Annotated in this window: 24 protein-coding genes and 1 pseudogene; 17 read left to right on the forward strand and 8 right to left on the reverse strand. The window is 31.3% G+C overall.

Annotated features, from left to right (window positions below):
• Positions 1–109: 109 nt before the first annotated feature.
• Together G9F71_RS10550 and ppsA are read left to right on the forward strand one after the other, a co-directional pair.
• Positions 110–724: a TetR/AcrR family transcriptional regulator gene (locus G9F71_RS10550; RefSeq protein ID WP_164948330.1), complete on the forward strand. Its 615-nt coding sequence runs from the start codon at positions 110–112 to the stop codon at positions 722–724.
• A 62-nt stretch (positions 725–786) separates the two neighbouring features.
• On the forward strand, positions 787–3,411 hold the full coding sequence (gene ppsA, locus G9F71_RS10555) for a phosphoenolpyruvate synthase (RefSeq protein WP_164948329.1): 2,625 nt from the start codon (positions 787–789) through the stop codon (positions 3,409–3,411).
• 192 nt (positions 3,412–3,603) lie between these two features.
• Here ppsA and G9F71_RS10560 read toward each other — a convergent pair whose 3' ends face one another.
• The gene (locus G9F71_RS10560) at positions 3,604–3,789 is read right to left on the reverse strand and encodes an FmdB family zinc ribbon protein (RefSeq protein ID WP_125003568.1); all 186 of its coding nucleotides are present in this window, start codon (positions 3,787–3,789) and stop codon (positions 3,604–3,606) included.
• 176 nt (positions 3,790–3,965) lie between these two features.
• On the opposite strand from G9F71_RS10560, the gene G9F71_RS10565 reads away from it, so the two are divergent.
• Complete coding sequence (locus G9F71_RS10565) at positions 3,966–4,103, forward strand: hypothetical protein (protein WP_164948328.1); 138 nt, start codon at positions 3,966–3,968, stop codon at positions 4,101–4,103.
• A 442-nt stretch (positions 4,104–4,545) separates the two neighbouring features.
• Here G9F71_RS10565 and G9F71_RS10570 read toward each other — a convergent pair whose 3' ends face one another.
• Positions 4,546–5,289 carry an NADPH-dependent oxidoreductase gene (locus G9F71_RS10570; protein WP_164948327.1) on the reverse strand — a complete coding sequence of 248 codons (744 nt, stop codon included), beginning with the start codon at positions 5,287–5,289 and terminating at the stop codon, positions 4,546–4,548.
• 583 nt (positions 5,290–5,872) lie between these two features.
• On the opposite strand from G9F71_RS10570, the gene G9F71_RS10575 reads away from it, so the two are divergent.
• Positions 5,873–6,106: a hypothetical protein gene (locus G9F71_RS10575; protein ID WP_164948326.1), complete on the forward strand. Its 234-nt coding sequence runs from the start codon at positions 5,873–5,875 to the stop codon at positions 6,104–6,106.
• A 10-nt stretch (positions 6,107–6,116) separates the two neighbouring features.
• Positions 6,117–6,299, forward strand: a complete 183-nt coding sequence (locus tag G9F71_RS10580; RefSeq protein ID WP_224626318.1) for a hypothetical protein — start codon at positions 6,117–6,119, stop codon at positions 6,297–6,299.
• 391 nt (positions 6,300–6,690) lie between these two features.
• Here G9F71_RS10580 and G9F71_RS10585 read toward each other — a convergent pair whose 3' ends face one another.
• Positions 6,691–6,945 (reverse strand): hypothetical protein, encoded by a 255-nt coding sequence (locus G9F71_RS10585; RefSeq protein ID WP_164948325.1) that lies wholly within the window; start codon positions 6,943–6,945, stop codon positions 6,691–6,693.
• Between G9F71_RS10585 and G9F71_RS10590 the strand changes: the two are divergent.
• A pseudogene (locus G9F71_RS10590) lies at positions 6,866–7,128 on the forward strand (ABC transporter ATP-binding protein); the annotation flags it as partial. The gene G9F71_RS10585 and the pseudogene G9F71_RS10590 overlap by 80 nt on opposite strands.
• A gap of 174 nt (positions 7,129–7,302) precedes the next feature.
• Here the strand turns inward: G9F71_RS10590 and eis are convergent.
• Entirely contained in the window at positions 7,303–8,514 is a 1,212-nt protein-coding gene (gene eis / locus G9F71_RS10595) for an enhanced intracellular survival protein Eis (protein WP_164948324.1), read from the reverse strand.
• Positions 8,515–8,790: 276 nt separating this feature from the next.
• On the opposite strand from eis, the gene G9F71_RS10600 reads away from it, so the two are divergent.
• The 5 genes from G9F71_RS10600 (at position 8,791) to G9F71_RS10620 (ending at position 15,330) form a co-directional block, all read left to right on the forward strand.
• Positions 8,791–9,012, forward strand: a complete 222-nt coding sequence (locus G9F71_RS10600) for a nucleotidyltransferase substrate binding protein (protein WP_224626321.1) — start codon at positions 8,791–8,793, stop codon at positions 9,010–9,012.
• 228 nt (positions 9,013–9,240) lie between these two features.
• Positions 9,241–10,980: an ABC-F family ATP-binding cassette domain-containing protein gene (locus G9F71_RS10605; protein ID WP_164948323.1), complete on the forward strand. Its 1,740-nt coding sequence runs from the start codon at positions 9,241–9,243 to the stop codon at positions 10,978–10,980.
• A 394-nt stretch (positions 10,981–11,374) separates the two neighbouring features.
• Complete coding sequence (locus G9F71_RS10610; protein WP_374197434.1) at positions 11,375–12,790, forward strand: alanine/glycine:cation symporter family protein; 1,416 nt, start codon at positions 11,375–11,377, stop codon at positions 12,788–12,790.
• Between the two features lie 349 nt (positions 12,791–13,139).
• Positions 13,140–13,265: a DUF3990 domain-containing protein gene (locus G9F71_RS27760; protein WP_224626671.1), complete on the forward strand. Its 126-nt coding sequence runs from the start codon at positions 13,140–13,142 to the stop codon at positions 13,263–13,265.
• 109 nt (positions 13,266–13,374) lie between these two features.
• Positions 13,375–15,330 (forward strand): SEC-C metal-binding domain-containing protein, encoded by a 1,956-nt coding sequence (locus G9F71_RS10620; RefSeq protein ID WP_164948321.1) that lies wholly within the window; start codon positions 13,375–13,377, stop codon positions 15,328–15,330.
• Between the two features lie 172 nt (positions 15,331–15,502).
• On the opposite strand, the gene G9F71_RS10625 is transcribed toward G9F71_RS10620, so the two are convergent.
• A complete protein-coding gene (locus G9F71_RS10625; RefSeq protein ID WP_164948320.1) occupies positions 15,503–15,679 on the reverse strand; it encodes a hypothetical protein in 177 nt (58 codons plus the stop codon).
• 191 nt (positions 15,680–15,870) lie between these two features.
• Between G9F71_RS10625 and G9F71_RS10630 the strand changes: the two genes are divergently transcribed.
• The 6 genes from G9F71_RS10630 to G9F71_RS10655 all read left to right on the forward strand — a co-directional run bounded on the left by G9F71_RS10630 (position 15,871) and on the right by G9F71_RS10655 (position 20,210).
• Positions 15,871–16,452: a hypothetical protein gene (locus tag G9F71_RS10630; protein WP_187353438.1), complete on the forward strand. Its 582-nt coding sequence runs from the start codon at positions 15,871–15,873 to the stop codon at positions 16,450–16,452.
• On the forward strand, positions 16,437–16,661 hold the full coding sequence (locus tag G9F71_RS10635; protein WP_164948319.1) for a DUF6718 family protein: 225 nt from the start codon (positions 16,437–16,439) through the stop codon (positions 16,659–16,661). The genes G9F71_RS10630 and G9F71_RS10635 overlap by 16 nt, the downstream gene beginning before the upstream one ends.
• 425 nt (positions 16,662–17,086) lie before the next feature.
• Positions 17,087–17,680, forward strand: coding sequence for a 30S ribosomal protein S4 (gene rpsD / locus G9F71_RS10640; RefSeq protein ID WP_164948318.1), 594 nt, complete (start codon positions 17,087–17,089; stop codon positions 17,678–17,680).
• Between the two features lie 91 nt (positions 17,681–17,771).
• Positions 17,772–18,347 carry a hypothetical protein gene (locus tag G9F71_RS10645; RefSeq protein ID WP_164948317.1) on the forward strand — a complete coding sequence of 192 codons (576 nt, stop codon included), beginning with the start codon at positions 17,772–17,774 and terminating at the stop codon, positions 18,345–18,347.
• A gap of 229 nt (positions 18,348–18,576) precedes the next feature.
• Complete coding sequence (locus G9F71_RS10650) at positions 18,577–19,917, forward strand: hypothetical protein (RefSeq protein ID WP_164948316.1); 1,341 nt, start codon at positions 18,577–18,579, stop codon at positions 19,915–19,917.
• Between the two features lie 32 nt (positions 19,918–19,949).
• The gene (locus G9F71_RS10655; protein WP_164948315.1) at positions 19,950–20,210 is read left to right on the forward strand and encodes a hypothetical protein; all 261 of its coding nucleotides are present in this window, start codon (positions 19,950–19,952) and stop codon (positions 20,208–20,210) included.
• A gap of 421 nt (positions 20,211–20,631) precedes the next feature.
• Here the strand turns inward: G9F71_RS10655 and G9F71_RS10660 are convergent, their stop codons facing one another.
• Genes G9F71_RS10660 through G9F71_RS10670 form a run of 3 tightly spaced genes read right to left on the reverse strand, consistent with a single transcriptional unit; the run spans position 20,632 to position 22,528 of the window.
• Positions 20,632–21,291, reverse strand: a complete 660-nt coding sequence (locus G9F71_RS10660; RefSeq protein ID WP_164948314.1) for an ABC-2 transporter permease — start codon at positions 21,289–21,291, stop codon at positions 20,632–20,634.
• Positions 21,291–22,151: an ABC transporter ATP-binding protein gene (locus G9F71_RS10665; RefSeq protein ID WP_164948313.1), complete on the reverse strand. Its 861-nt coding sequence runs from the start codon at positions 22,149–22,151 to the stop codon at positions 21,291–21,293. Before G9F71_RS10665 ends, G9F71_RS10660 begins: the two co-directional genes overlap by 1 nt.
• Positions 22,148–22,528, reverse strand: coding sequence for a GntR family transcriptional regulator (locus G9F71_RS10670; RefSeq protein WP_164948312.1), 381 nt, complete (start codon positions 22,526–22,528; stop codon positions 22,148–22,150). The genes G9F71_RS10665 and G9F71_RS10670 overlap by 4 nt, the downstream gene beginning before the upstream one ends.
• Positions 22,529–22,687 lie beyond the last annotated feature (159 nt).

Here is a 22,687-nt window from a genome sequence, read left to right on the forward strand (position 1 = left end):
AAAAGTTGTTAACCTATCAAATTCATGACAAATACCTATTGACCGAATCGGTTTATGGAGCTATAATCATATTAACCGAATCGGTCGATAAATAAAAGAGGTGAGATTTTTGAAGAAGTTTTTAAGTTTACCTATAGAGAAACAAAACATGATTATAGATGCTGCTCTTAGAACTTTTGGCGCTAATGGCTATAAAAAGGCATCCATAAGCGATATTGCCGTTGCTGCGGGAATCTCAAAGGCTATGGTATTTCATTATTTTGGAACAAAAAAAGCATTATACCTCCATTTGATTAATTTATGTGGCGGTACCATGATGAAGGAAGTTAATGAAAATTTTGATAACAGTATTACTGACTTTTTTGACAGAATTAAAATGTCATCTAATATAGAAGTTTCCGTTATGAAAAAACATGCTGCAATACCAGCTTTCTTAACAAGTATGTACTTTGAAAATGATAAGGAAGTTAAAGCGGACATAAAGGAAATCATTGATAGTGGAGAAGAATTTAGAAATAAAATAGCTTTTGCTGGAATGGATACTTCCAAGTTTAAAGAGGGGGTAGACCTAAAGCTCCTTATGAAAATGCTTATGTGGATGGCGGAGGGGTATACAAAACAGATTTCAAATAAAGTAGAAGTTAATTTTGATAACATGCTTGAAGAATTTAATGAATGCTTGGATATGCTTAAAAGTAACTTTTACAGAGAAGAATGTTTGTAGGGCATGTAAGGTAATAAACTGTGGAGGATTATTTTGAATAAGTGATAATGGGGGGAATAAAGATGAGTTCATATTTATTAAGCTTTAAAGACATTGATAAGTCAAAGCTAGAAGAGGTAGGAGGCAAAGGCGCAAACCTGGGAGAACTTTCAAGGATTGAAGGGTTACAGGTTCCTGAGGGCTTTTGCGTTACTACGGTGGCCTATAAAAAAGTAATAGAGTATAATAAGGAGTTTAACAGACTTCTAGAGGAATTATCTCATCTTAAGGTGGATGATAGAAAAAAAATAGGTGTAATCTGTGGTAAAATACGTAGTTTAATCGAAGGAATCACTATTCCAAAGGATATAGATGAAGGGATAACAGCATTTATTAAAAAGTTTGGTGAAAAGAACGCCTATGCTGTTCGTTCAAGTGCTACTGCCGAAGATTTACCTCTGGCCTCCTTTGCAGGGCAGCAGGATACCTATTTAAATATTATAGGAAAAGATGATATTCTTCACCACGTGAGCAAGTGCTGGGCATCACTTTTTACAGATAGAGCAGTGATTTATCGTATTCAGAATAACTTTGACCATAGCAGGGTATATCTTTCAGTGGTTATCCAAAAGATGGTTTTCCCAGTGGCTTCAGGAATTATGTTTACTGCAGATCCTATAAGTGGCAACAGGAAGGTCACCTCTATAGATGCAAGTTTTGGCCTTGGGGAAGCACTAGTGTCCGGCCTTGTGAATGCGGATATCTATAAAGCGAAGGCAGGCAAGATTATAGATAAAAAGATATCTACTAAGAAGGTAGCCATTTATGGCCTTCCTAAGGGAGGGACTGAGCAGAGAGAGATTGATGCTGCTCATCAGAATGATCAAACACTGACAGACCAGCAGATTTTACAGCTTGAACAAATAGGCAGGAAAATAGAAGTGTATTTTGGCCGCCCACAGGATATAGAGTGGTGCTTGTATGAAAATAAGATCTACATTGTCCAAAGTCGTCCTATTACTACTTTATACCCTGCACCAATCGTAGCGGATGATAAAACTCATGTATTCTTTTCCTTTGGACACCGCCAGATGATGACAGAGGCAATGTCTCCATTAAGCATGACTTTCTTTGCGGTTTTATTTAAGATGATGGTAGATACACCAATGTACTATGCAGGTGGAAGAATATATGTGGATTCATCAAATGAATTACGATCACCTATTATGAGGAAGTCCTTTGTTAAAGGGCTGAAATCCGTAGATGTTCTTATGCAGAATGCATTTTACAATGTTTTAAAACGTGATGATATTATGAAAAATCTTTATAAATCAAAGAAGGCAATGGTTCCAGTAAAACTCATTTCCTACTGGCTTATTAAAACTATAGAATACTACAGGAAAAATGATCCATCTATTCCGGAATACTTTATGTCAAGAAGCAGAGCTATGATGTCGGATTTAGAGCAGCAGTCACAGAAGATTTCAGGTAATGAGCTTTTTGATTTTGTTGAGAAGAGCATGGCTCGAATAAAGGACAATATGATGGATACCTACGGAGTTGTTTTTTCGGGAGCTTATGCAACTAGCTGGATTAATAAGAAACTTGAAAAATGGCTAGGGGAAAAAAATCTAGCGGATACTCTTGCGCAGTCTGTATCTAATAATGTTACATCAGAAATGGGACTTGAGCTTTTGGATGTATCAGATGTAGTAAGAAAGTATCCAGAGGTAATTAAATATTTAGAGCATCCTAAGGAAGAAACCTTTTTTGAGGACCTTGTAAAACTTCCAGGAGGAATTGAAGCACGTGATGCAATAAGAGAATTCCTGAAGAAATACGGCATGCGCTGCTCTGCGGAAATAGATATAAGTAGGACTAGATGGAATGAAAGACCAACAATATTGGTTCCACTGATCCTTGGTAATATTAAGGTTTATCCTACTAATGCTCATGAAGCTAAATTTGAGCAGGGACTAAGGGAAGCTAAAGAGAAGGAGCAGGATATTTTAAGTAGGCTTCAAAAGCTTTCAGGTGGCAGAGTAAAAGCTAAAAAGGCGAAGAGAGCTATCAGTGTTCTTCGTAATTATGCAGGTTACCGTGAGTTCAACAAGTATACCTTAATCTGGTACGAGTGGGTTATTAAGCAGGTTATTATGAAAGAAGCTGAGAGGTTAGTATTGCAGGGGCTCATAAAGGAACCAGGTGATATATTTTATCTTGAATATGAAGAATTGAGAGAGGTTATTAAAACCAACAAATTGGATTATAGTATTATACAAAAAAGAAAAGAAGACTATGAGATTTACGAGAAGCTTACACCTCCTCGTGTAATTACATCCGATGGAGAAATTATATCCAGTCAATATGACATAAGCAAGATCCCAGAAGGTGCTTTGGCAGGGGTACCTGTATCAGCAGGCATAATTGAAGGCAAAGCAAGGATAATACTAAGAATCGAAGATGCAAATATCGAGGAAGGGGATATTCTGGTTACTACTTTTACTGACCCTAGCTGGACACCGGTATTTGTAAGTATCAAGGGACTTGTCACAGAAGTTGGGGGAATGATGACTCATGGGGCAGTTGTCGCAAGAGAATACGGACTTCCAGCGGTAGTAAGTGTGGAGAATGCTACAAAACTTATAAAGGACGGACAGAGAATTCGAGTAAATGGAACAGAAGGATATGTAGAAATACTCCATTGAAAACAATTAAGGTGCTGTTATGATGAATGGAAATAAAAAGGCTATGAGCAAGTAGGCTGCAAAGACTTGATTTCTGCTAACTATCCGACTGTACACTTTGTATAGTGGTACCAGCTAAGGCATCAAGTCCGTCCATTCTTTACTAATTTAGATATATCATTAGGCGTAGTATTTTGATAAACATGTCTTATACTATTTTCTTGTATTGTTATATGAACCTGGGAAATTTAAGCTAACTGCTACTGACTTAAAAACCCTACTAACCTTACTGCCGCATATTTTACACGTTTCTAATGGTTTATCATTTATAGATGCTTCAACATCGAATCCAACGATATTTTTGCAATCCTCATTTGTGCATTTATATGAATATGTCACATTATTCCTCCTCTACTATTCTTTTTATTGAAGATAGCATCCTCTTTTAATTTATTTAATTCAATCCTTATTCTTCATCAGCTTTTAGTGCTTTATAATTATATCACAATATTTTAGGTTATAAATATACAATTTGTGATAGTAGTGTAAATACTCAAACAGAGGAGGCATAAAACATGACACAATCCAGCCATAATAATGCTAATAATTTTAGTATGATAACTAAACTTGCTACTTTTTTGCCGATTATGAAAGGTTTTGATAGCATAGTCCATGTCGAAAAGGGAAGTTATTATACATTCTTTCAAGATTAAGCTTGGTTATATTTTTAAAATAATTATAGGGAACGTATAGAGATTAGAGAGATTAGGGATATGGATGACTTATTAAATACTGCTGTAAGTTGGACTATTCAACATAAAGATCGTTAAAAAAGAAGATACACTATTGCATCTTCTTTTTAACAAAAATTTTTCTTTATAGATACAGTGTTATTCATAATAATACACTAAAATAGAATCTTTAAATAATGTAGACCGTACAAAAATTTCGGGAAAATTCCCTGGGTAATGTTAAAATGCTTATAACAATCTAATTAGTCTTAACTATAAAAAACAGGCCTACTGCACCTATTAGTAAATAACTTAACTAAATTCTAGTTAAATTTAACAATATATTTATTAAATTTAACTAGAATTATAATTTTCTATTATTGATTCAATAGTATTATTAGGCACTGTTTTTGATCCTTACTTTTTATTTATCGTTTTTAAATCCTTGAGTCTTAATTGAACCATATACTTTTGGAAAGTAAACAGATTTATATATATTTGAAGTTAGTATGCTCCAATTTCCTTCTTGAGCTTCTCTACCAATTTCTTTTAAATAAGCTGCCATTTCTATGTCATATTTATCAATGGCAGGCTTTAATATTTCAGTATTATATTTTTCATTATGTTTGAAAGTTTCAAAAGGCATTCTTGGTTTTTGTTTTGAATTATCCGAAGGATAACCTAATGCAAGCCCTGCAACAGGGTAAGTGTATTTTGGTAATTCTAATAATTCAATTACTTCATCAGGACTCTGTCTAATTCCTCCAATGGGAACAATTCCTATGCCCAAAGATTCAGCAGCTATGATAGTACCTCCCATAGCGATTCCAGCATCAAAGCTACCAGCAAGAGTTCCTTCAATGCTTTCATGAATTACTTGTGGATTACCTGTTTTTTCACCAGCTAAATTTGTTTTGTAGAAATCCATAACGAAAATTAAAAATACTGAAGAGTCATCAATCCATTTTTGGTCTCCAGCTAAATGGGCCAATTTCTTTTTCTTCTCTTTATCTCTAACTACAATTATAGAAGTTTGTTGAGCATTTATAGAAGTTGGCATGGCTTGAGCAGATTTAAGAATTTGGTCTAAAACCTCTTCCGATATATCTTTATCTAAATAAGATCTTATAGATCTATGATCTTGAATTAATTTTATTGTTTCGTTCATTTTATACATCCCCTTACTTTAATTTGCTAACTATTAGTTATTAGTTTTCATTTTCAATTAATAAAAATTATCCATTGATAAGATTATATTCCTAATGTTTTTAAAAAGCAATCTTTTATTAATTTGATGAAATTTTAGTTTTATCTTTTACAAATGCATCAGCAAGTGAAAAGAAAAACTGGAAAATTATTAATTTTTTTTCTTTTTCATCAAGGGTTGCTAGTCATTGAATTTTTTAAGATGTAGCTATTACAGGAGCTTTGAAAAAATTTTCAATCTCCTCTGGCTTAACGGGTTTACTAAATATATATCCTTGAATTTCAATGTTACCATTGGCATACAATAATTTTTTTCGAATATTCTAGTTTGGTTTTCATAGTGTAGTCTCCTTTAATTTATGTCTATTCAAATACCTAGCTGTTACTGCAAATACTAACTTTATAAGGAGGTGTTGTCTCTATTAAAAACAAATCTGCAAGTTACATATATATTCGTAATTTTCAGTACTTTCTGAATACTTTTGTTAGATATTTAATTTTTTTTCGGAAATATAGATTTTTTTACATATTTCAGCAATTCTGAGGTGCTGAAAAAAGTTGGAAATGATGCTGAGCTGTTATTTGTAGGTCTGCATATTGAGGGGTTTTCTGTGGAGGGAATGAGGGTATTTATAAAAGATGATAAAATTAATGTAGAGTATAGTGGGAATTCATATGAGGTTACAAATTTTGTGCGGAAAGCACACTCCTTCAGGTTTGGGATGGATAGCAATTGCATATTATTAATACCTATTGTTATTAAAAGATATGTGAGATAGGTACAATGAAATGATTAAGAGTAGAAAATGTAGAAACAATCAATCTGAATTGTCAAATATTCGTAAAAGCAAATGCGATAAGAAAGAATTGAATAAGCTTTGCGCTCCATATTTTCATATTAAAAATGAAATGCTTAAAGAATTTAGGCTAACTAAATATTCACTCCATCATTTTAAATATCTTAGTTGGTGAATAAACTGTAAATAAATTGCTTTTATACTGTTGATTGTGTTCTAAGTTTTTGGGGAAATTCCCTGGGTAATGTTAAAATGTTTATAACAATCTAACTAGTCTTAACTATAAAAATCAGGCTTACTCAACCTATTAGTAGACAACTTAACTAAATTCTAGTTAAATTTAACAATATATTTATTAAATTTAACTAGAATTATAATTTTCTATTATTGATTCAATTTCTATTATCCCACCCATACTTTTGTAAAATTTTTAATCTGAGGAGTCTTAAGTAAAGGATAGATTGTGCCAACAGCCTTTAATTTTAATATGTATTTGACTTTTCTAATAGCCAGGGCAAATATGCCAAAATCTCCATTTGGATAGTTTTCGATATAATTTCCCAAGGTCACGCACCTTTAATAATCCTACCACATATATGATAAAATCCACCATAACATAAAATATCTTTATTTGAATAATTTACATACACCTCGGCTGGTTTTTTAATATCTACACCAAGTTGTTCGAACAGCTTACTAACTTCAAGAGAAACCTTTTCAACAGCCAGTTCATAGTTCTGTATTGATTCTTTACTAGAAAAGTACCAACAAAGTTTAGACGCATTTGATGCAATTAATGGAGATGATTTCGAAAACAACATTAATAAAAGCCTAAATTATTCAAGCTTATTCAAGTAATTAATTCGCGCATTGGAATAATGTTAATTATTACGCACAATAGATATCTATTGAATCATTGTTTTAACAAAAATCTGCACCTTGAAAACATGGAACTCCCAGAGTTTGATGGAAGATATATTGATTATAACTTCTCATTACTTGAAAATATCTGAAGGCAGTGATGAAAAAGAAGTGGCAAGTGTGGTTATAGATAAATTAATTGAACGCTGCTTTTTTTTGCCTTGTTGCCGTTTTCGTTACATAATAACAACCTGACAGATTTTTTTATTATACCTTGACGCTTCTCATATATTTTATATTGGAGATATCACAGACGGTTAAAAGTAATCTGAGAAATAAGGGGTTTGTTGTTCAATGGAGTCCTCAAGCATATCAACGATTTCCGGACTGCATGAAAGGCGTCCAATCTTATGAAGATAATCAGGGCGCTTATATCCAAGCAACATCGTTGTCATGGTTTGGATATCGATCCGTGAGCTACAGCGCTCTCCCGTGCGTATTACCTCGCCCTTTCCATTGGGATGGATACGTAGGGTGAAGGTGCCTTGGTTACATGAGAGAAGTGGATCGTCAAGCGTAAACATCCATACACGCTCTTGGTTGTCAGGCTTGAAGGGATAGAGTTTAATAAACTGCTCTAAATCCACAATGCGAGCCATGTAATAAGGGGAAATGGTTTCCTTAATGTCGGCATCCTCCAACAGAAAGGCCAACGGCTCATCCGTATGGATATTTCCTATAACCTTTGAAATCATGGAAAAATGTGCGCTGATAAAATTCCATAGTCCACTGCGAGCTTCTTCATTGATGAAAATCATATCTTTAATATGAAACACTTCATCTGCAATCCAGTAAAGGACATACCCATCCGGCTGTTTATTTTCATTATAATAAATTGCAGCAGTCAGGTCGTCATAATCCCAGCGCCAATATTCGTTCCAAGCTAAATCATTGCGCAGCATAGCACCATGGCTTTGATTGGCAAAACGCTCATAAGTCGCTTTCACATCATCGCTGTCTGTATCGATACGTTCAACCTCACCCGAAACCTGTTTGTTTTTGGGCAGCTGATAATCATTCACTTCAAATGTTATTTTATCTGAAATGATTTCCCATCCCTTCCTCCGATAATAAGGAATAGAATAAGGATAGAGATAGGAAATAGACTGTTTTCTTTCACGCATATTCGTAAGTGCCTGAAGCAACAGTTTATGCATCAATCCCTGACTAGAGTATTCGGGAAAAGTGCCTACCCCGGTAAGCCCACCCATATCATAAGTTCTATTGAATATTCTTACTTGAAAAGGATATACGGCCACTTGGGACACTAATTTTTCTCCATCAAACCACCCTAGAACATCGGCCTGTTCCAGCACCGGAGATTTGGCATGAACCATATCCTTTTCTTCCCAACCTATCTTGTATAATTCATCATTGGTCACTTGAAAAACATACCGAAGCAATTGATTGTATTGCTCCAGATGTTCTACAGTGACCTTTTTCATTTTTAGTCGTTTTTCCCGACTCATAAAAATCGCCTCCATAATATTTGGGTCTTCCATATCATATCTTTCAAATTAAACTGGCTATTCTTATTTTTTTGTTAAAGAATTATAAATATATTGTACCATTTAATACCATAAAATAACAATCAATATGTTATAAAATATGTTTGATTCAATTAGAATATTAAAGTTATCAAAATTACCAAAGGTTTCTATTTGTTGTAGTATGTAGCTCCCACTTATAGAAGTGGGAGACTTTCCTTCTGAAATGGCGTTAAAATTTTATTTTAAAATGAAATTGTGCATGGTAAAATAAATAATCCAAGAGAGTGTTATAAGCAAGCCTTCAAAGAAGGGTTAATCAATGATATAGAAATTTGGAATGATATTTTATTATCAAGAAACGCTACAGCACATATCTATGATGAGGAAGACTATGAAGAAATTAAAAATAAAATAATAAATGATTATACATGTGTCATAGAAGATTTATTAAGCAAGTTATCAAAAGTGTTATTGTGATTTCCTTTATATTTATTAGACCGTCGCTGCGACCCCGTTGTAAAATATGGAAGTACATGACATCAGAGCTTTAGTATGAAATGATTGAACTTAGTCGTAAAAAATGTTATGCTATCAAGGGTAAACTCAAAAACATAAAAATCAAGTGTAAAATTGCAATTGAGAAGAAAATATATTGAAGAGCTTATTTTTATAGGCTCTTTTTTAGTGATAAAGAGAGGTAATAATATGATAAAAGTTGATAATTTGTCCTACTCATTTCCGCAAAAGGATCTATATAATAATATTTCATTTACATTAGAAGATGGAGATCATTGTGCTTTTATAGGAACAAATGGCAGCGGAAAAAGTACACTGATAGATATAATTATGGATCCAGAAAAATATATGTTCGATGGTAAGCTCGAGATACAGCCAAATTGTAGAATTGGATATGTAAGTCAATTCTCACAACAGGGCGAAGCAAAAGAAACTACAGTTTTCGAATATATAGGGGAAGAATTTATTAAACTACAAAATGAAATAACAGCTATTTGCAGTGAAATGGAGACATCTTCTGATATTGATTCACTACTAGAAAAGTACCAAGAAACTTTAGACGCATTTGATGCAATTAATGGGGATGATTTCGAAAACAACATTAATAAAAGCCTAAATCTTGCAAACTTAATTAAGTATAAAGATTTAATGATATCTGAACTTAGTGGTGGGGAATTCAAGCTTATTCAAGTAATTAAGGAAATGCTAAATAGTCCAGACTTAATGATTATGGATGAGCCTGATGTATTTTTAGACTTTGAAAACCTTAATGCACTTAAAAATCTAATTATTTCACACAAAGCAGCAATGTTAATTATTACGCACAACAGATATATATTGAATCATTGTTTTAACAAAATTATACACCTTGAAAACATGGAGCTCCAAGAGTTTGCTGGAAGCTATATTGATTATAACTTCTCATTACTTCAAACTAAAATTGAAATGCAAGAACTAGCTATTGATGATAATGAAGAACTTGAGCGAAATGAAAAGTTAATAAAAAAACTAAGATTTGAAGCAACTGAGTATGATCAATCTTCTAAAGGGAAATCTCTAAATGCTAGAGTTAAAATTCAAGAAAGATTAGAAAAACGTAGAATTAAATCACCATTTGTAGATATTAAAGAGCCCAATATCAGTTTAGTTACAGATAATGAAATGGTCGAAACCATTGCTTTAAAAGTTAATGATTATAGTGTTAGCTTTGATGATATGCTTCTAGAAAATGTTAACTTTGAGATTAAATCTACTGATAAAGTAGCCATTGTGGGTCCAAATGGTACAGGAAAAACCACAATACTTCGAGAAATCTTTAAAAATAATCATGATTCTATTGAGATAAATCAGCAGGTTGAAGTAGCTTATTTATCTCAACTTCAAGGCAAAACAGTAAATGAGTCTAATACCATACTTGAAGAGTTCGAAGGTGCTGGTTTTAAAACTTGTGAAGAGATTAAATCATATATTTCAAACTATGGTTTTGAAGAAGAAGCCATTAATCAAAAGATAGGGTCTTTATCTGGTGGAGAAAAAAATATGCTTCAATTGGCTAAAGTTTCTGCTAGTCAAGCAAACATGTTGCTTCTTGATGAACCGACAAGTCATTTAGACACCTATTCACAAATAGCACTGGAAAAAGCCATAGAAAACTATAAAGGCGCGATTTTAATGATTTCTCATGATTTCTATTCTATAGTAAACTGTATGGATTTTGTTTTAATCATTGAAGATAAGACAATTAGAAAAATGAGTATGCGAAAATTCAGAAAGATGATTTATGCTAATCATTTTGGTGTAGACTATTTAGAAATTGAACAAAAGAAAAAATTAGTTGAAACAAAAATAGAATTAGCTTTAAAAGATACTGATTTTACGCTTGCAAAAGTTTTATCCCAGGAGTTGGAAGAGCTGATTAAGTTACTCTAAATCCTGTAAGGTGCCTGTCGCCTTGAAAAAATTGGAAATAAAAGTTGCTCAGAAACTGGGCGAAGATGAAACTACTGAAGCAATTCGGTAGTTTTTTTGCGAATACTATTAAGCTGTTATAAAGTTAAAGAGTTTTATTAATAAGCATTTTGAATTTTACATAAATAATATATTCATATTTTTGATAATAAGAAAAAAGTTTTAAAAACTTTTTTTAAAGATTATTCATTGTGTATAAATGATTTGAAGCTATATTGCTGAACACTATTTTAAAGGAAATACTTTTTGAATATTCTGATTGCTGGTTTTTTTATTTTTTTGTGATACAATAACTTTGAATTTAACTAATACATATGTATAAAATATTAAATGTACTAAAGAAGGTGAGGATAAAATGATGAACTATTTACAAGTAATTATCGGAAATATAAATTATATTCTATGGTCCTATGTACTTATTGCACTACTTATTTTCATGGGGTTATATTTTACATTTAAAACAAAATTTGTTCAATTTAGATATTTAAAAGAAATGATATCTCTTTTAACTGAAGGTGCGGGAAAGTCTATTTCTAAAACTGATAAAAAGAAAGGGGTTTCTTCATTTCAAGCATTTTGTATGAGTACTGCTTCTAGAGTTGGAACTGGAAATCTTGCTGGAGTTGCTATTGCTATAGCTATTGGCGGTCCGGGTGCAATATTTTGGATGTGGGTAATTGCTTTAATAGGTGGTGCTTCTAGTTTTGTTGAAAGCACTCTAGCTCAAATTTATAAAGTTAAAGATAAACATGGGTACAGAGGTGGACCGGCATATTATATGGAAAAAGCACTTAATAAAAGATGGATGGGGATTGTTTTTTCTATATTAATTACTGTATGTTTTGGTCTTGTATTTAACTCTGTTCAATCAAACACTATATCACTTGCTTTTCAAGAAGCTTTTGGAGTTAAAACTGTTATTACTGGTTTGATTTTATCAATATCTACAGCAATTATAATTTTTGGCGGAGTTAAAAGTATAGCTAAGTTTTCAGAAATTGTTGTTCCTATAATGGCGGTTGCATACCTTTTAGTAGCCATATTTGTTATTATTAAAAATGTATCTTCTTTACCAGCAGTGTTCTCACTTATATTTAGAAATGCTTTTGGTTTTGAACAAGCCTTAGGCGGCGGTCTAGGTGCTGCCATGATGATGGGAATTAAACGAGGACTTTTTTCAAACGAAGCTGGAATGGGAAGTGCTCCTAACGCTGCAGCAACAGCAGAAGTATCGCATCCTGTAAAACAAGGACTGATTCAAACTTTAGGAGTATTTACAGATACAATTTTAATATGTAGTGCAACTGCATTTATAATATTATTATCTGGAAATTATACAACTAAAGGATTAACTGGAATACAGCTTACACAAAGTGCTTTAAGCTCACAAGTTGGTGCTTGGGGAAATACTTTTATTGCTGTATGTATATTCTTATTCGCATTTAGTTCAATTGTAGGAAATTACTATTATGGCGAAACAAATATAGAATTTATTAACACAAACAAAATATATGTTTTTTTGTATAGAATTGCTGTTGTAAGTATGGTTTTCATTGGGTCTGTAGCAAAGATTCAAATAGTCTGGGATTTAGCAGATTTATTCATGGGATTAATGGCAATAATTAATTTGATTGCTATATTTAAGCTTGGTAAAATTGCTTTTGCAGCATTAAAAGATTACACTTTTCAAAAGAAACAAGGAAGGGATCCCGTATTCACAAAGAACTCTATTGAAGGATTAAAAAATGTAGAATGTTGGGATGAAGAATAATTTTCCGTTTTAAACATAAAAGGTAATAAAGTAAGGGCATGGCTAGAATGAACTGTTTGGTTTGTTCCAGATATTATTATTGATGCTACCTCTGAAGTCATGAAGAGGCGGTAATATAAAAATTATAGATAAAAAAAACACTACTGCACTTGGGGGGAGCCCAGTGCAGTAGTGTTTTTAATTCTTCGCCATTTAAAAAAAATGGTATTTAAATTATAGACTATTTTCGAGATTTCTATTCAATGTGGTATTTCATCATTAGTTCAAGTTAAAACAAAGGACAGTGTCCCATTTATGCAAGGAGTTTCTACAAAACTAAATGATTAAGGTGCCTGTCGCCTTTCAAAAAATGGAAATGAATAAATGTAGACCTTACAAAGATTTTGGGAAAGGATTCTACTGTACAACAATAAAGAGCCAATCTGAAATGTCATTAAAATTTTATTTTCAAATGAAATTGTGTATGGTAAAATAAATATATAATTTAGAAAGGGTGATTATAACAAGTTTATAAATTTAAAAAAGTTAGGGCATAATTCATAATAGCTATTAAATTTAAGAGAAAGAAATGGAGAAGATAAGATTTGAAAGGTAAATGTTATTATTGCAATGAGGAATTATCAGAAAGAACCGTTAAAAGGCATGTTAAAGGTTGTAAATGTAGAAAAGAAAAGATAGAAGAAGCTATGGCGAGTTCTAAAAAAACTAAGAGTCAATATATTCTATCTATAGTTCCACAGTATGGATCCAAAGAGTATTGTTTATATATAGCTATAGATATAGATTCAACTTTAAAGAATTTGGATAGTTTTTTAAGAGATATTTGGTTAGAATGTTGTGGACACTTAAGTAGTTTCATTATAGATGATGTAAATTATGATTCTTCAGCGGAGGTCGATTCTGAATTTTTTTTCAATGACGAAACAATGGATTTCAAATTGAGACAGGTAATTTCTGTAGGTGATAAATTTAGATATGACTATGATTTCGGTTCTACTACTAAATTAAAACTTGAAGTTATTGATGAGTATTTAACAGGGGAAAAACATAGTGAAATAGAAATATTAGCTAGAAATGAAGAAATACAAAATTTTTGTGCAAATTGCAATAAAAAGGCAGAGTATTTTGATTATGAAGAAGAAAAATTTTTTTGTGCAGATTGCATAGATGAAGATAATGATGTGGTAGATGTACCTGAATATACAAATTCACCTAGAGATGGAGTTTGTGGATATGAAGGATGCAGAGATACAGAAAAACAGTACTTGCCAGGAAATAATTTTAAGTTTAAAAAAGCTAAAACAAAAAGGCAGAAGAATATAGTTCCATTTATAGAGGATGACGACTTTGATGAATATAATGATGAAGAGGATTTTGATTCCATTTTACATAGCGTAATGAATAATATAGATTTAGAAATTGAAAATAAAGCAAATGCAATGTTTAGTAAAATAAAAAGAGGTAAGTTTACACAGGATTTAAGAGAATTATTAGAATGTAATACGAAAACTGAATTATTTAAAATAGCATCTATGCTAAATACTACGAAGGTATCTAAGCTTAATAAAGGGCAATTAGTAGAAAGACTTTTAGATGTATATGAAGAGAAAATAACGCAGGCGTTATATTTAATTGATAGTGAAAGGTTTGAATTTTTAAAAAATATAGCTGATAAACATGGATATATATCTTTTGAAGATCATAATTTCACATCAAACCCAGATTATTTTTTAGAATGCGGATTTGTATTTGTAGCTATGAGAGAAGATGGTGTATATTTAATCATGCCAAATGAAACAATAAATGCTATAAAATCCTTAGATAATGAGGAGTATAGAAAAAAACTCGCTAAAAATACAGAACTAGTAAAGCTATTCTGTGGAATGACATATAACTATGGCGTAATGCTTATAAATGATTTTAAAAGCATGCTTAATAATTATGTTGACTATTCTTTAGGTGAAACTGATTTTTACGGAATAATTGTAAGTGGTTCATATTATTATGGTGGGTATAAATTACAAGGTAATATAGCCTATAGTATAATGGTGCCACTAGAAGATGTTGTCAATATTATTAATACAAGAGAGAAGATCTCAAGTGATAGTGATTTTTGTATTATAAAAAAGGATGAACTACTTGAATCTGCAAATGAAGAATATTTAATTGAAAATAAAATAAGCATGAAATTCAAAAGGCATTTAAAGAATAATTGGAAAATAGAAGATTCACAGATTGAAATGATTATAGTTAATTTATATGCTGATATTCAAGAAAATGAAAAAGAAGAAGTAATAGAAAATATCCTATATGCATTAGGAGAAGCAAGTGAAAATGACCTTCAAAAATTATTAGTAGAAATAAACAGTTTTATAAATAATACTAGACTTTGGAGATTAAAAGGATATACTTTAAACGAATTAAATTCAGGACATAATAATACTTCTACTCCTAAGATAGGAAGAAATGACGCTTGTATATGTGGAAGTGGTAAAAAATATAAAAAGTGTTGTGGATCTAAGGTTATTCAGCTATTTTAGCAAATTGAAAATCTCCACTACGTTACTAACTTATAGCAAGAGGTATATTTCGTGCAACTTATAATATTGAAAGAGTTTTTTTGAATTTATAGACCAAGACAATTGTGATGAGATTTTCGTCACAATTGTCTTGGTCTTATTTCGCTTCTTGCAATCTAAATCTTATTTTTTTTTATATCTTCCCCAAAAAATCAGCCCCTGGTACATAAGGTATATTTAAATTATGACCTTTTCTATTTAGTAGCTGTGCTTTTATGAGTACAAGCTCTGTATGCACACCTAGAATACAAGCTATTTGAGAATAAGTATAGTCCTGGGCTACTAGCTCTAAAAATTTATCATCGGGCATAAGTAACTCTGCAGCAAATTAGTTCCCCTCTAACACCTCCCAGATGCCGGCTACATTGGAATACGACTATATAAATAATTTTAATTTGATGAAGGGATTTGTGCTATAATTATATAAAGATTAAAGAGAAAATCAAGTTTGTAAAGAAAAAAATTATTTGTACGTGTCTATGTAAAAAGAGGTGAGTAGGAGTGGAAAATAATAAGTTAATTAGAACATTGGATGCAATAAGCTATGAAACAAAACTTGGTAAAAACTTAAAGAATACACTTAGAAAAGTGGATAAAGAAGTTTTAATAGAGGAACTTATGAATTATAGATTATTTTTAAAGAAGAGAAGAAGATTATTAGATGAGTTCACTTATAGGATTAAAGCTATACACTCTATAAAACTTAAATATGATAGGTATTATCCAAGTAAAGAAATAGGCTCATGTTTTAATGACATATTAGGAATTAGAGTTATAGTTGAAAACTATAATATAGATTTAAGTGATGATAATATAAAGCATGTGGATATGACAAATGGCAAGAAAAATGATGATGGATATAGAGGGTACCATATTTATTACAAGAAAAGCAATTATCATTATCCAATAGAAGTGCAGTTTTTTACTGAAAAGGACTATGTATTTAATGTATGGCTTCATAAATATGTATATAAATATGAGAATAATAAAATAGGCATAAAATTAAAAGGATTATACGACAAAGCTATTATAAAGAATGAGGAAGAATTTAAGGAGGAATTACAAAAATGTATTATATACTAGTTAAAAACTTCAATTCAGTAGGATCGGTAGTTTATGGTTCAAATGATTCTAAAGAGGTAGATATGATAGATGATTTGTTGAATTATAAATTAGAAGGCAAGGATAAGCAGGTTGTATTATTATCTGATTTAGAGATGTGGAAGGAATATGAGCCATTTAATATAGTAAATAGTGTTGGAGCATTTATTGATAAAGCTATGTTGAATTAATTCAGAAGGTCCTATTAACGAAAGTGTAGGGAAGTTTTTCTCGATTTATTAAATTGGGCTTCCAGTTCATTTGTTTTTTAGCTGAACTATCCAAATCCTTTTGTATTTCCTGAATTGTTAAAGATATTTCTTTAGCAAGAGTGGATTTCTAACTGCTAAATATGCTTCACAATTGACTGAGAGAGCTGTTACTAGGTTTACGGTTCAGTAGAATGAAATATGATGAATTTAACCCTCCATAGATAAATGCTATGGAGGGTTTTGTCTAGTCATAAACTTTTTAAAGGATTATGTACTTTTTTGTAATGCAAAATATTTTTTTGGGAAGATAATGAAAATCATTTGCAATTGATAAAATATATGATATAATAAATTTAATATAAATGCATTATCGCGGCAAAATAATATATTTTATGGAGGAATTTATGGCAAAGATAAGAACACCAAGGTTTAAATTAAGCAGAAGATTAGGCGTAAATATTTACGGACATCCAAAAGCAATGAATAGAGCTACAAAAGAAAGCAGTAGAGGTGGTAAGCAGTTATCAAATTATGGTATTCAGCTTATAGAAAAACAAAAGTTGAAATCCTATTATGGTGTGCTTGAAAAGCAATTTTCAAGATATATAAATAGAGCAATGAAAAGCAAGGAAATAACAGGGGATGCTTTAGTTAAATATTTAGAGTGCAGACTAGATAATATAGTATATAGAATAGGATTTGCAAGCTCTATACGTCAGGCAAGGCAAATGGTTAATCATGGTCATATAACGGTAAATGGTAAAAAGGTAGATATTCCATCTTTTGAAGTTAAGATTTCCGACAATATTGTATTAAAAGAGAAATACAGAAAAAATGAAATATTTACAGAAAGTTTTTTAGAGCTTAAAACATTTACATTACCTTATATCGAAAAGGATTATGAAAATTTTGCTGGAAAACTTATAAGAATGCCTGAAAAAAATGAAATCCCAATAGATGTAAATGAAGTTTTAGTAATAGAGTTTTATTCAAGATAATATAATGTACAAATATAATAACTCATACTATTGGGAAGGTTTGATATTTGAAAAGCGTAACCTCTGGAAAAATTTATTCTTAGACTTGCCTATGAAAAAAAAATCTATATTTATAAATACCACACTTATTAATTATAGTAAAGATATATTAGATAGTAACTGGGCTTCTTACAATGACATAAAAGCCATTTTAGGTTTTTTGCAATATATTTATATTCCTACTGGGTTTTTCTTTGTATTAAATGATTTGCAAGAAATTTACGTGACCCTGGGAACTTCTGAGGTAATTCTTGAAGAATTTAATGAGCAATTTGATGAAAATATTCATATTAAGATTATGGATAAGTTTGTTACAGAACTAAATACATATTGGGAATTAAATGAAGAAGAGTGTAAAATCAAATTGAAAAATTTTTGCCGTGAATTCAATGCCTATTGGAAAATGTATGATGAAGAATTATGTATAAATTTGTTTTATAGTGTAAATGAAATAGAAAAATATATTTTTGAAGCAGATATTTCACAGTTTACAGAGGTTGTAGAAGAAGAAATTGGGATAAGTAGAAAAGAATTTCATGGAAAATTTAGTGATATTTATGAAAATCAGTTTATGGCCCATATTTTTCTAAACTTTTTAAATGATAGCGTTGGATATATTGAATATTAAAGATGCATAAACAAATAATCACTATAGTAACTTAGATTTTAAGCTGCTATAGTGATCATTTTATATCTCTAATCTTTATATTTATGATAAATTATGGTAGTATATAGTTATTACAATAGACACACGGTAAATTAACTGTGTGTCAATTCATATTTCCATAGATTTTATTGCGTTTTTATTTGAATGCATAAAATATATAAAAAATATAAAAAACAGGGGTGATCTGTTAATGAAAAATTTTAAAAGTATTATAATGATGGGGTTTATGTTATTGCTAGTTATGCTGTCAAAACCAGCGATGGCAAACGGATTAAGTAGTTTTACCGATATTCCAAATTTTTCTGTGGTAATAGGAGCTAATATGTATACTTTAGATTATGCAAATGATTTAAAAAATGAAAATCAAATTAGGGATGCAGTAGTTAAACATAAAGGTGATATTTTTATAAAAACAGAGGATAGCAAGTGGATAAAAAATGATGGTGGGATACAAGTGAATAAAGATTCTGTTGATATTTCAACTATTAAATATAGTAATGGTCAAGAGATTGGAGGTTCAATAGCTTCAAATGAAACAAATTCAACATCTGGGCCGATTAGTAGTAATATTTATTTACCAGCGGGTGAAGTTGATTTTCTTTCAACGAAATTAATAAAAACAGCAGCAAATAAAGCTACATTTAAGTATAAAATATTAGATAAAGCTGGTAAGGATATTACTAAGGCAATCCCAGCTTACGAGATGATGACGAATTTCTGGATAGATTCCAAAGGAGGTTCAATAAGTTTAGATCCACTAACAGGAACAGGTACAATACTATATGATTTCTCTGATACTGACCAATTTGTCATAGTACAATTAGTATGTTCTAATGGAGTATCAGGAAAATCAACCTTAGCTTTAGGTGATGCTAAAGCAGAAGATATTTTAGAAGTATCAGATATTAGCATTGTCTCAGCTAATTTAATGACAAGCCCTAACAAGATTCAAAATAATGCTAATTTAACAAAGACTGGGGCAAACACAACTACTTTCCAATATAAAGTTAAAAATAAATACGACATTAATATTACTAAAAAAATTCCAGCTAGCCAAATAGAAGCGGTTGCATCTGTAAGTTCAACAGTAACCTTAGATCCATCAACAGCAACTGGTACAATAACTTATAATTCTTCTACTGATGTTAATAAACCAATTAGTATTTCATTAAAAGACAAATTAACTGGCCAAAAGGTAGACTCAGCACTGTTTACATCCCAGGATGTAACTGAAAATCCCAGGGTCAGTAAGATTACTATAAATTCAGATAAAATAGGAATTGCTCCTTTAACAGGAATTGGTTATACAACATATATGGTATTTAATCAATATGGATTTGATATTACAAATTCAACCCTTAGTGATGGTGTAAAATTCAAAAGTGAAGCTGGTACAATTGTATCCAAGGGTGGTATAATTACAATGACAGCCAATACAGGTACTAATCTTAGTACGCTTAAATCAGTAGTAATAACCGGTAGTGATTCAATTACTGGAACTTCAACAAGTGCTACATTGGATGTAAGATAATGTAATATTATGAAATTAAATAATTATTCAAAATGCCGTATTATTCAGAAGTGAATTTTACGGCATTTTGCGTAGCTTATGGAAAATATGTTGAGTTAAAAATGGGTGGGATATATGGATATTCACTACCCATATTTATTGGTGTAACCATGCTTTTGTTTTGTATTGAATATGCGATAGTTTGTTTTTGTTGGGAAATAAGCAAAGTTATTAAGGAAGATGGACTAATAAAAGGACTAATACAAGCAATACTACTGCTTTTATTTTTAGCAAGTATTCCATATTTTAGTTAGAAATTATAATTCAAATTAATTGTTGAATTAATGGGTTGCGTAGTTTAAATTTACTTTAAAATTGATTTGAAATTATTATCACGGCGGTAATATTATTATATTAAATAGGTTGAATGTAACACAATATCAATTGAGTTACATTCATATTGAGGCTTGAGATATTCCAATGTTTTTTATATAGTAGATTGATAGCCATGGTGCCAGAGACTTTACAGGGATTAGAAGTTTACTGATAATCTCTGCTACTAATTTGGTAGGCTATATATAAATTTAAGTTGATTTTTACAGTAATGTTTTATTTTTTTTTGTTATCTTTAAAGTGCTTACAAGTCAAATACACAAAGGGAAACAGCACACATAATATTACTACTGGTGTTGGCAAAGCTTGCATAGATATCTCTCCTTTCTCAAAACAAATAAGTTATATCAATTCTTTTTTTGAGTAAATTTTTATAGATAGGTTCATAGAAATAAAGAAAATAGCAATTATAGCCACAATCGGTATCAGGTACTGGACAAACATAGGCATTGCAGAAAATCTCGTAAAATCGAGTTTGATATTGGCTTTTATTAATAAAGTCAATGAAAATGGCGATCCCATGATTAATATCATGAAGAAATACTTTGTTTTTTCAAAGCCCAATTTATATTGCAGCGGTGTATATACGCCAAATAAGATTACTGAAATCAGCAGAGCAATAAGGTAGCTGAATGGATTAAGATATTCAATTTTGGCAAATAGCAGTGCGAGTAAGTTGTATGCCACACAGCAATAAGCAAAAATCAATAGGAGAAAAACGTATCTTGCTTTTACAAGAGAACTGCGAGAATATGGCGTAGAACATAGCAGAGCTTCAGCTTTAGGGTATTTCATTTCTGCCATCAAAACATATTGATACAACATAAACACCGCAAAAATTACGGATAACACAAAAGCAATAAGCCCCAAAAATTGGGATACTTGTGTTAAGTGGGAGGCTTGTATCATTATAAGAATGGGTATAGCAAATGGTAAAATCACGAAAAGTGGTAAATATCTTTTTACAAGTAAGAAGTCTTTTTTAACAAGATGTAACAGCATTATTTTTCACCTCCTTCCACATAACCGAGCATAATATCTTCTATACTAGGTCTTTCAACCAAAATGTCTTTTATGCTTTCTTGAACTTGAGATAACTTATTTGTGATACCCATAAATCCAAATCCTGTTTCTTGAATATTTAAGAATAGTTTTCTGTTTTCAACAGTCAAGTCCTTGCTATCACCTTTTACTAATCGATGGGTATCCATCAATGTATCCTTTTCTTCCTCGAACAAGATTTTTCCATTGTTAATAAGAATTATCATATCTGCAATTTTATCAAGATCAGACGTGATGTGCGTTGAAAAGAAAACACTTTTGCCACCTTGTTTCATATAATCTGTCAAGATATTCATGAATTCACTTCGCATTAAGGGATCAAGTCCACTTGTAGGTTCGTCCATAATAAGCAAGTCTGCCTCATGGGACAGTGCCAAAGTTAATGCGAACTTCATACGCATACCTTTTGAAAGTGTTGAAATCTTCTGGCGTGGATTAAGTGAAAAACCTTCCATATAGGTTTTGTAATCTCGTTCATTCCACCTGGAATATGCCGGTGCAATAATGCTTTTCATTTCTTTCATGGTTAATTCATCATAAAAGCAGCCATCATCCAGCACAACTCCAATACGGTTTTTTAACTCAGACTCCTGCGTATCCATATCCTTTCCAAAGAATTTGATAGTACCAGCATTTCTCATTACAAGACCAAGAATGGTACGTATAGTGGTTGTTTTACCTGCCCCGTTAATACCTATAAAACCTGTAATACAATCTTCCTGTAAAGAAAAACTAAGATCAGAAAGAGCAAATTTCTCATAAGATTTATTTAATCCTGATACTTCTAATACATTGCTCATTGTTCATCCTCCTCATATAAAATATTCATCATTTCATTTAATTCCTCTTTTGAAATTTTTAACGTCTTTGCTGTTTGAATTAAGTCCTGCATTTTTTGTTCAACAATACGCCGTTTAGAGTCACGAAGTAGGTCTAAATTACTAGCAGAAATAAAAGTGCCAATGCCCACCTGACTTGTAATAAAGCCCTCTTGCTCTAATTCATTGTAGACACGGCGAATAGTAAGAACGCTTACTTTCAAATCAGTGGCAAAATTTCTGATAGATGGAAGTGGATCACCCTCAGACATCTCACCTTTAAAAATAATATCTTTTAGTTGGTCTTTTATTTGTTGGTATAGGGGTATATTAGATATATTTGAAATTAAAATCTTCATATTACATTATCACCTTCCTAAGTGCATGGTGTGCATTCTCTTAATACACACTATACACTTAGGCTCTATTTTTGTCAACAGGTTAAAGGACAAAGAAAAGTGTGTCATGTAACTAGCAGAGGAAATTTACTTTACTACAGGTTCTAGTCCAACAAAGGG

Source organism: Clostridium sp. FP2 (assembly GCF_011065955.2).
Lineage (GTDB): Bacteria > Bacillota > Clostridia > Clostridiales > Clostridiaceae > Clostridium_AD > Clostridium_AD tagluense.

Coding starts and splice junctions, on each gene's coding strand:
- ppsA (WP_164948329.1), top strand. CDS start 787: ATGAGTTCATATTTATTAAGCTTTAAAGACATTGATAAGTCAAAGCTA.
- G9F71_RS10565 (WP_164948328.1), top strand. CDS start 3,966: ATGACACAATCCAGCCATAATAATGCTAATAATTTTAGTATGATAACT.
- G9F71_RS10570 (WP_164948327.1), bottom strand. CDS start 5,289: ATGAACGAAACAATAAAATTAATTCAAGATCATAGATCTATAAGATCT.
- G9F71_RS10580 (WP_224626318.1), top strand. CDS start 6,117: ATGATTAAGAGTAGAAAATGTAGAAACAATCAATCTGAATTGTCAAAT.
- G9F71_RS10585 (WP_164948325.1), bottom strand. CDS start 6,945: ATGTTGTTTTCGAAATCATCTCCATTAATTGCATCAAATGCGTCTAAA.
- eis (WP_164948324.1), bottom strand. CDS start 8,514: ATGAGTCGGGAAAAACGACTAAAAATGAAAAAGGTCACTGTAGAACAT.
- G9F71_RS10605 (WP_164948323.1), top strand. CDS start 9,241: ATGATAAAAGTTGATAATTTGTCCTACTCATTTCCGCAAAAGGATCTA.
- G9F71_RS10610 (WP_374197434.1), top strand. CDS start 11,375: ATGATGAACTATTTACAAGTAATTATCGGAAATATAAATTATATTCTA.
- G9F71_RS27760 (WP_224626671.1), top strand. CDS start 13,140: ATGGAAATGAATAAATGTAGACCTTACAAAGATTTTGGGAAAGGATTC.
- G9F71_RS10625 (WP_164948320.1), bottom strand. CDS start 15,679: ATGCCCGATGATAAATTTTTAGAGCTAGTAGCCCAGGACTATACTTAT.
- G9F71_RS10635 (WP_164948319.1), top strand. CDS start 16,437: ATGTATTATATACTAGTTAAAAACTTCAATTCAGTAGGATCGGTAGTT.
- rpsD (WP_164948318.1), top strand. CDS start 17,087: ATGGCAAAGATAAGAACACCAAGGTTTAAATTAAGCAGAAGATTAGGC.
- G9F71_RS10645 (WP_164948317.1), top strand. CDS start 17,772: ATGAAAAAAAAATCTATATTTATAAATACCACACTTATTAATTATAGT.
- G9F71_RS10650 (WP_164948316.1), top strand. CDS start 18,577: ATGAAAAATTTTAAAAGTATTATAATGATGGGGTTTATGTTATTGCTA.
- G9F71_RS10655 (WP_164948315.1), top strand. CDS start 19,950: ATGCCGTATTATTCAGAAGTGAATTTTACGGCATTTTGCGTAGCTTAT.
- G9F71_RS10660 (WP_164948314.1), bottom strand. CDS start 21,291: ATGCTGTTACATCTTGTTAAAAAAGACTTCTTACTTGTAAAAAGATAT.
- G9F71_RS10665 (WP_164948313.1), bottom strand. CDS start 22,151: ATGAGCAATGTATTAGAAGTATCAGGATTAAATAAATCTTATGAGAAA.
- G9F71_RS10670 (WP_164948312.1), bottom strand. CDS start 22,528: ATGAAGATTTTAATTTCAAATATATCTAATATACCCCTATACCAACAA.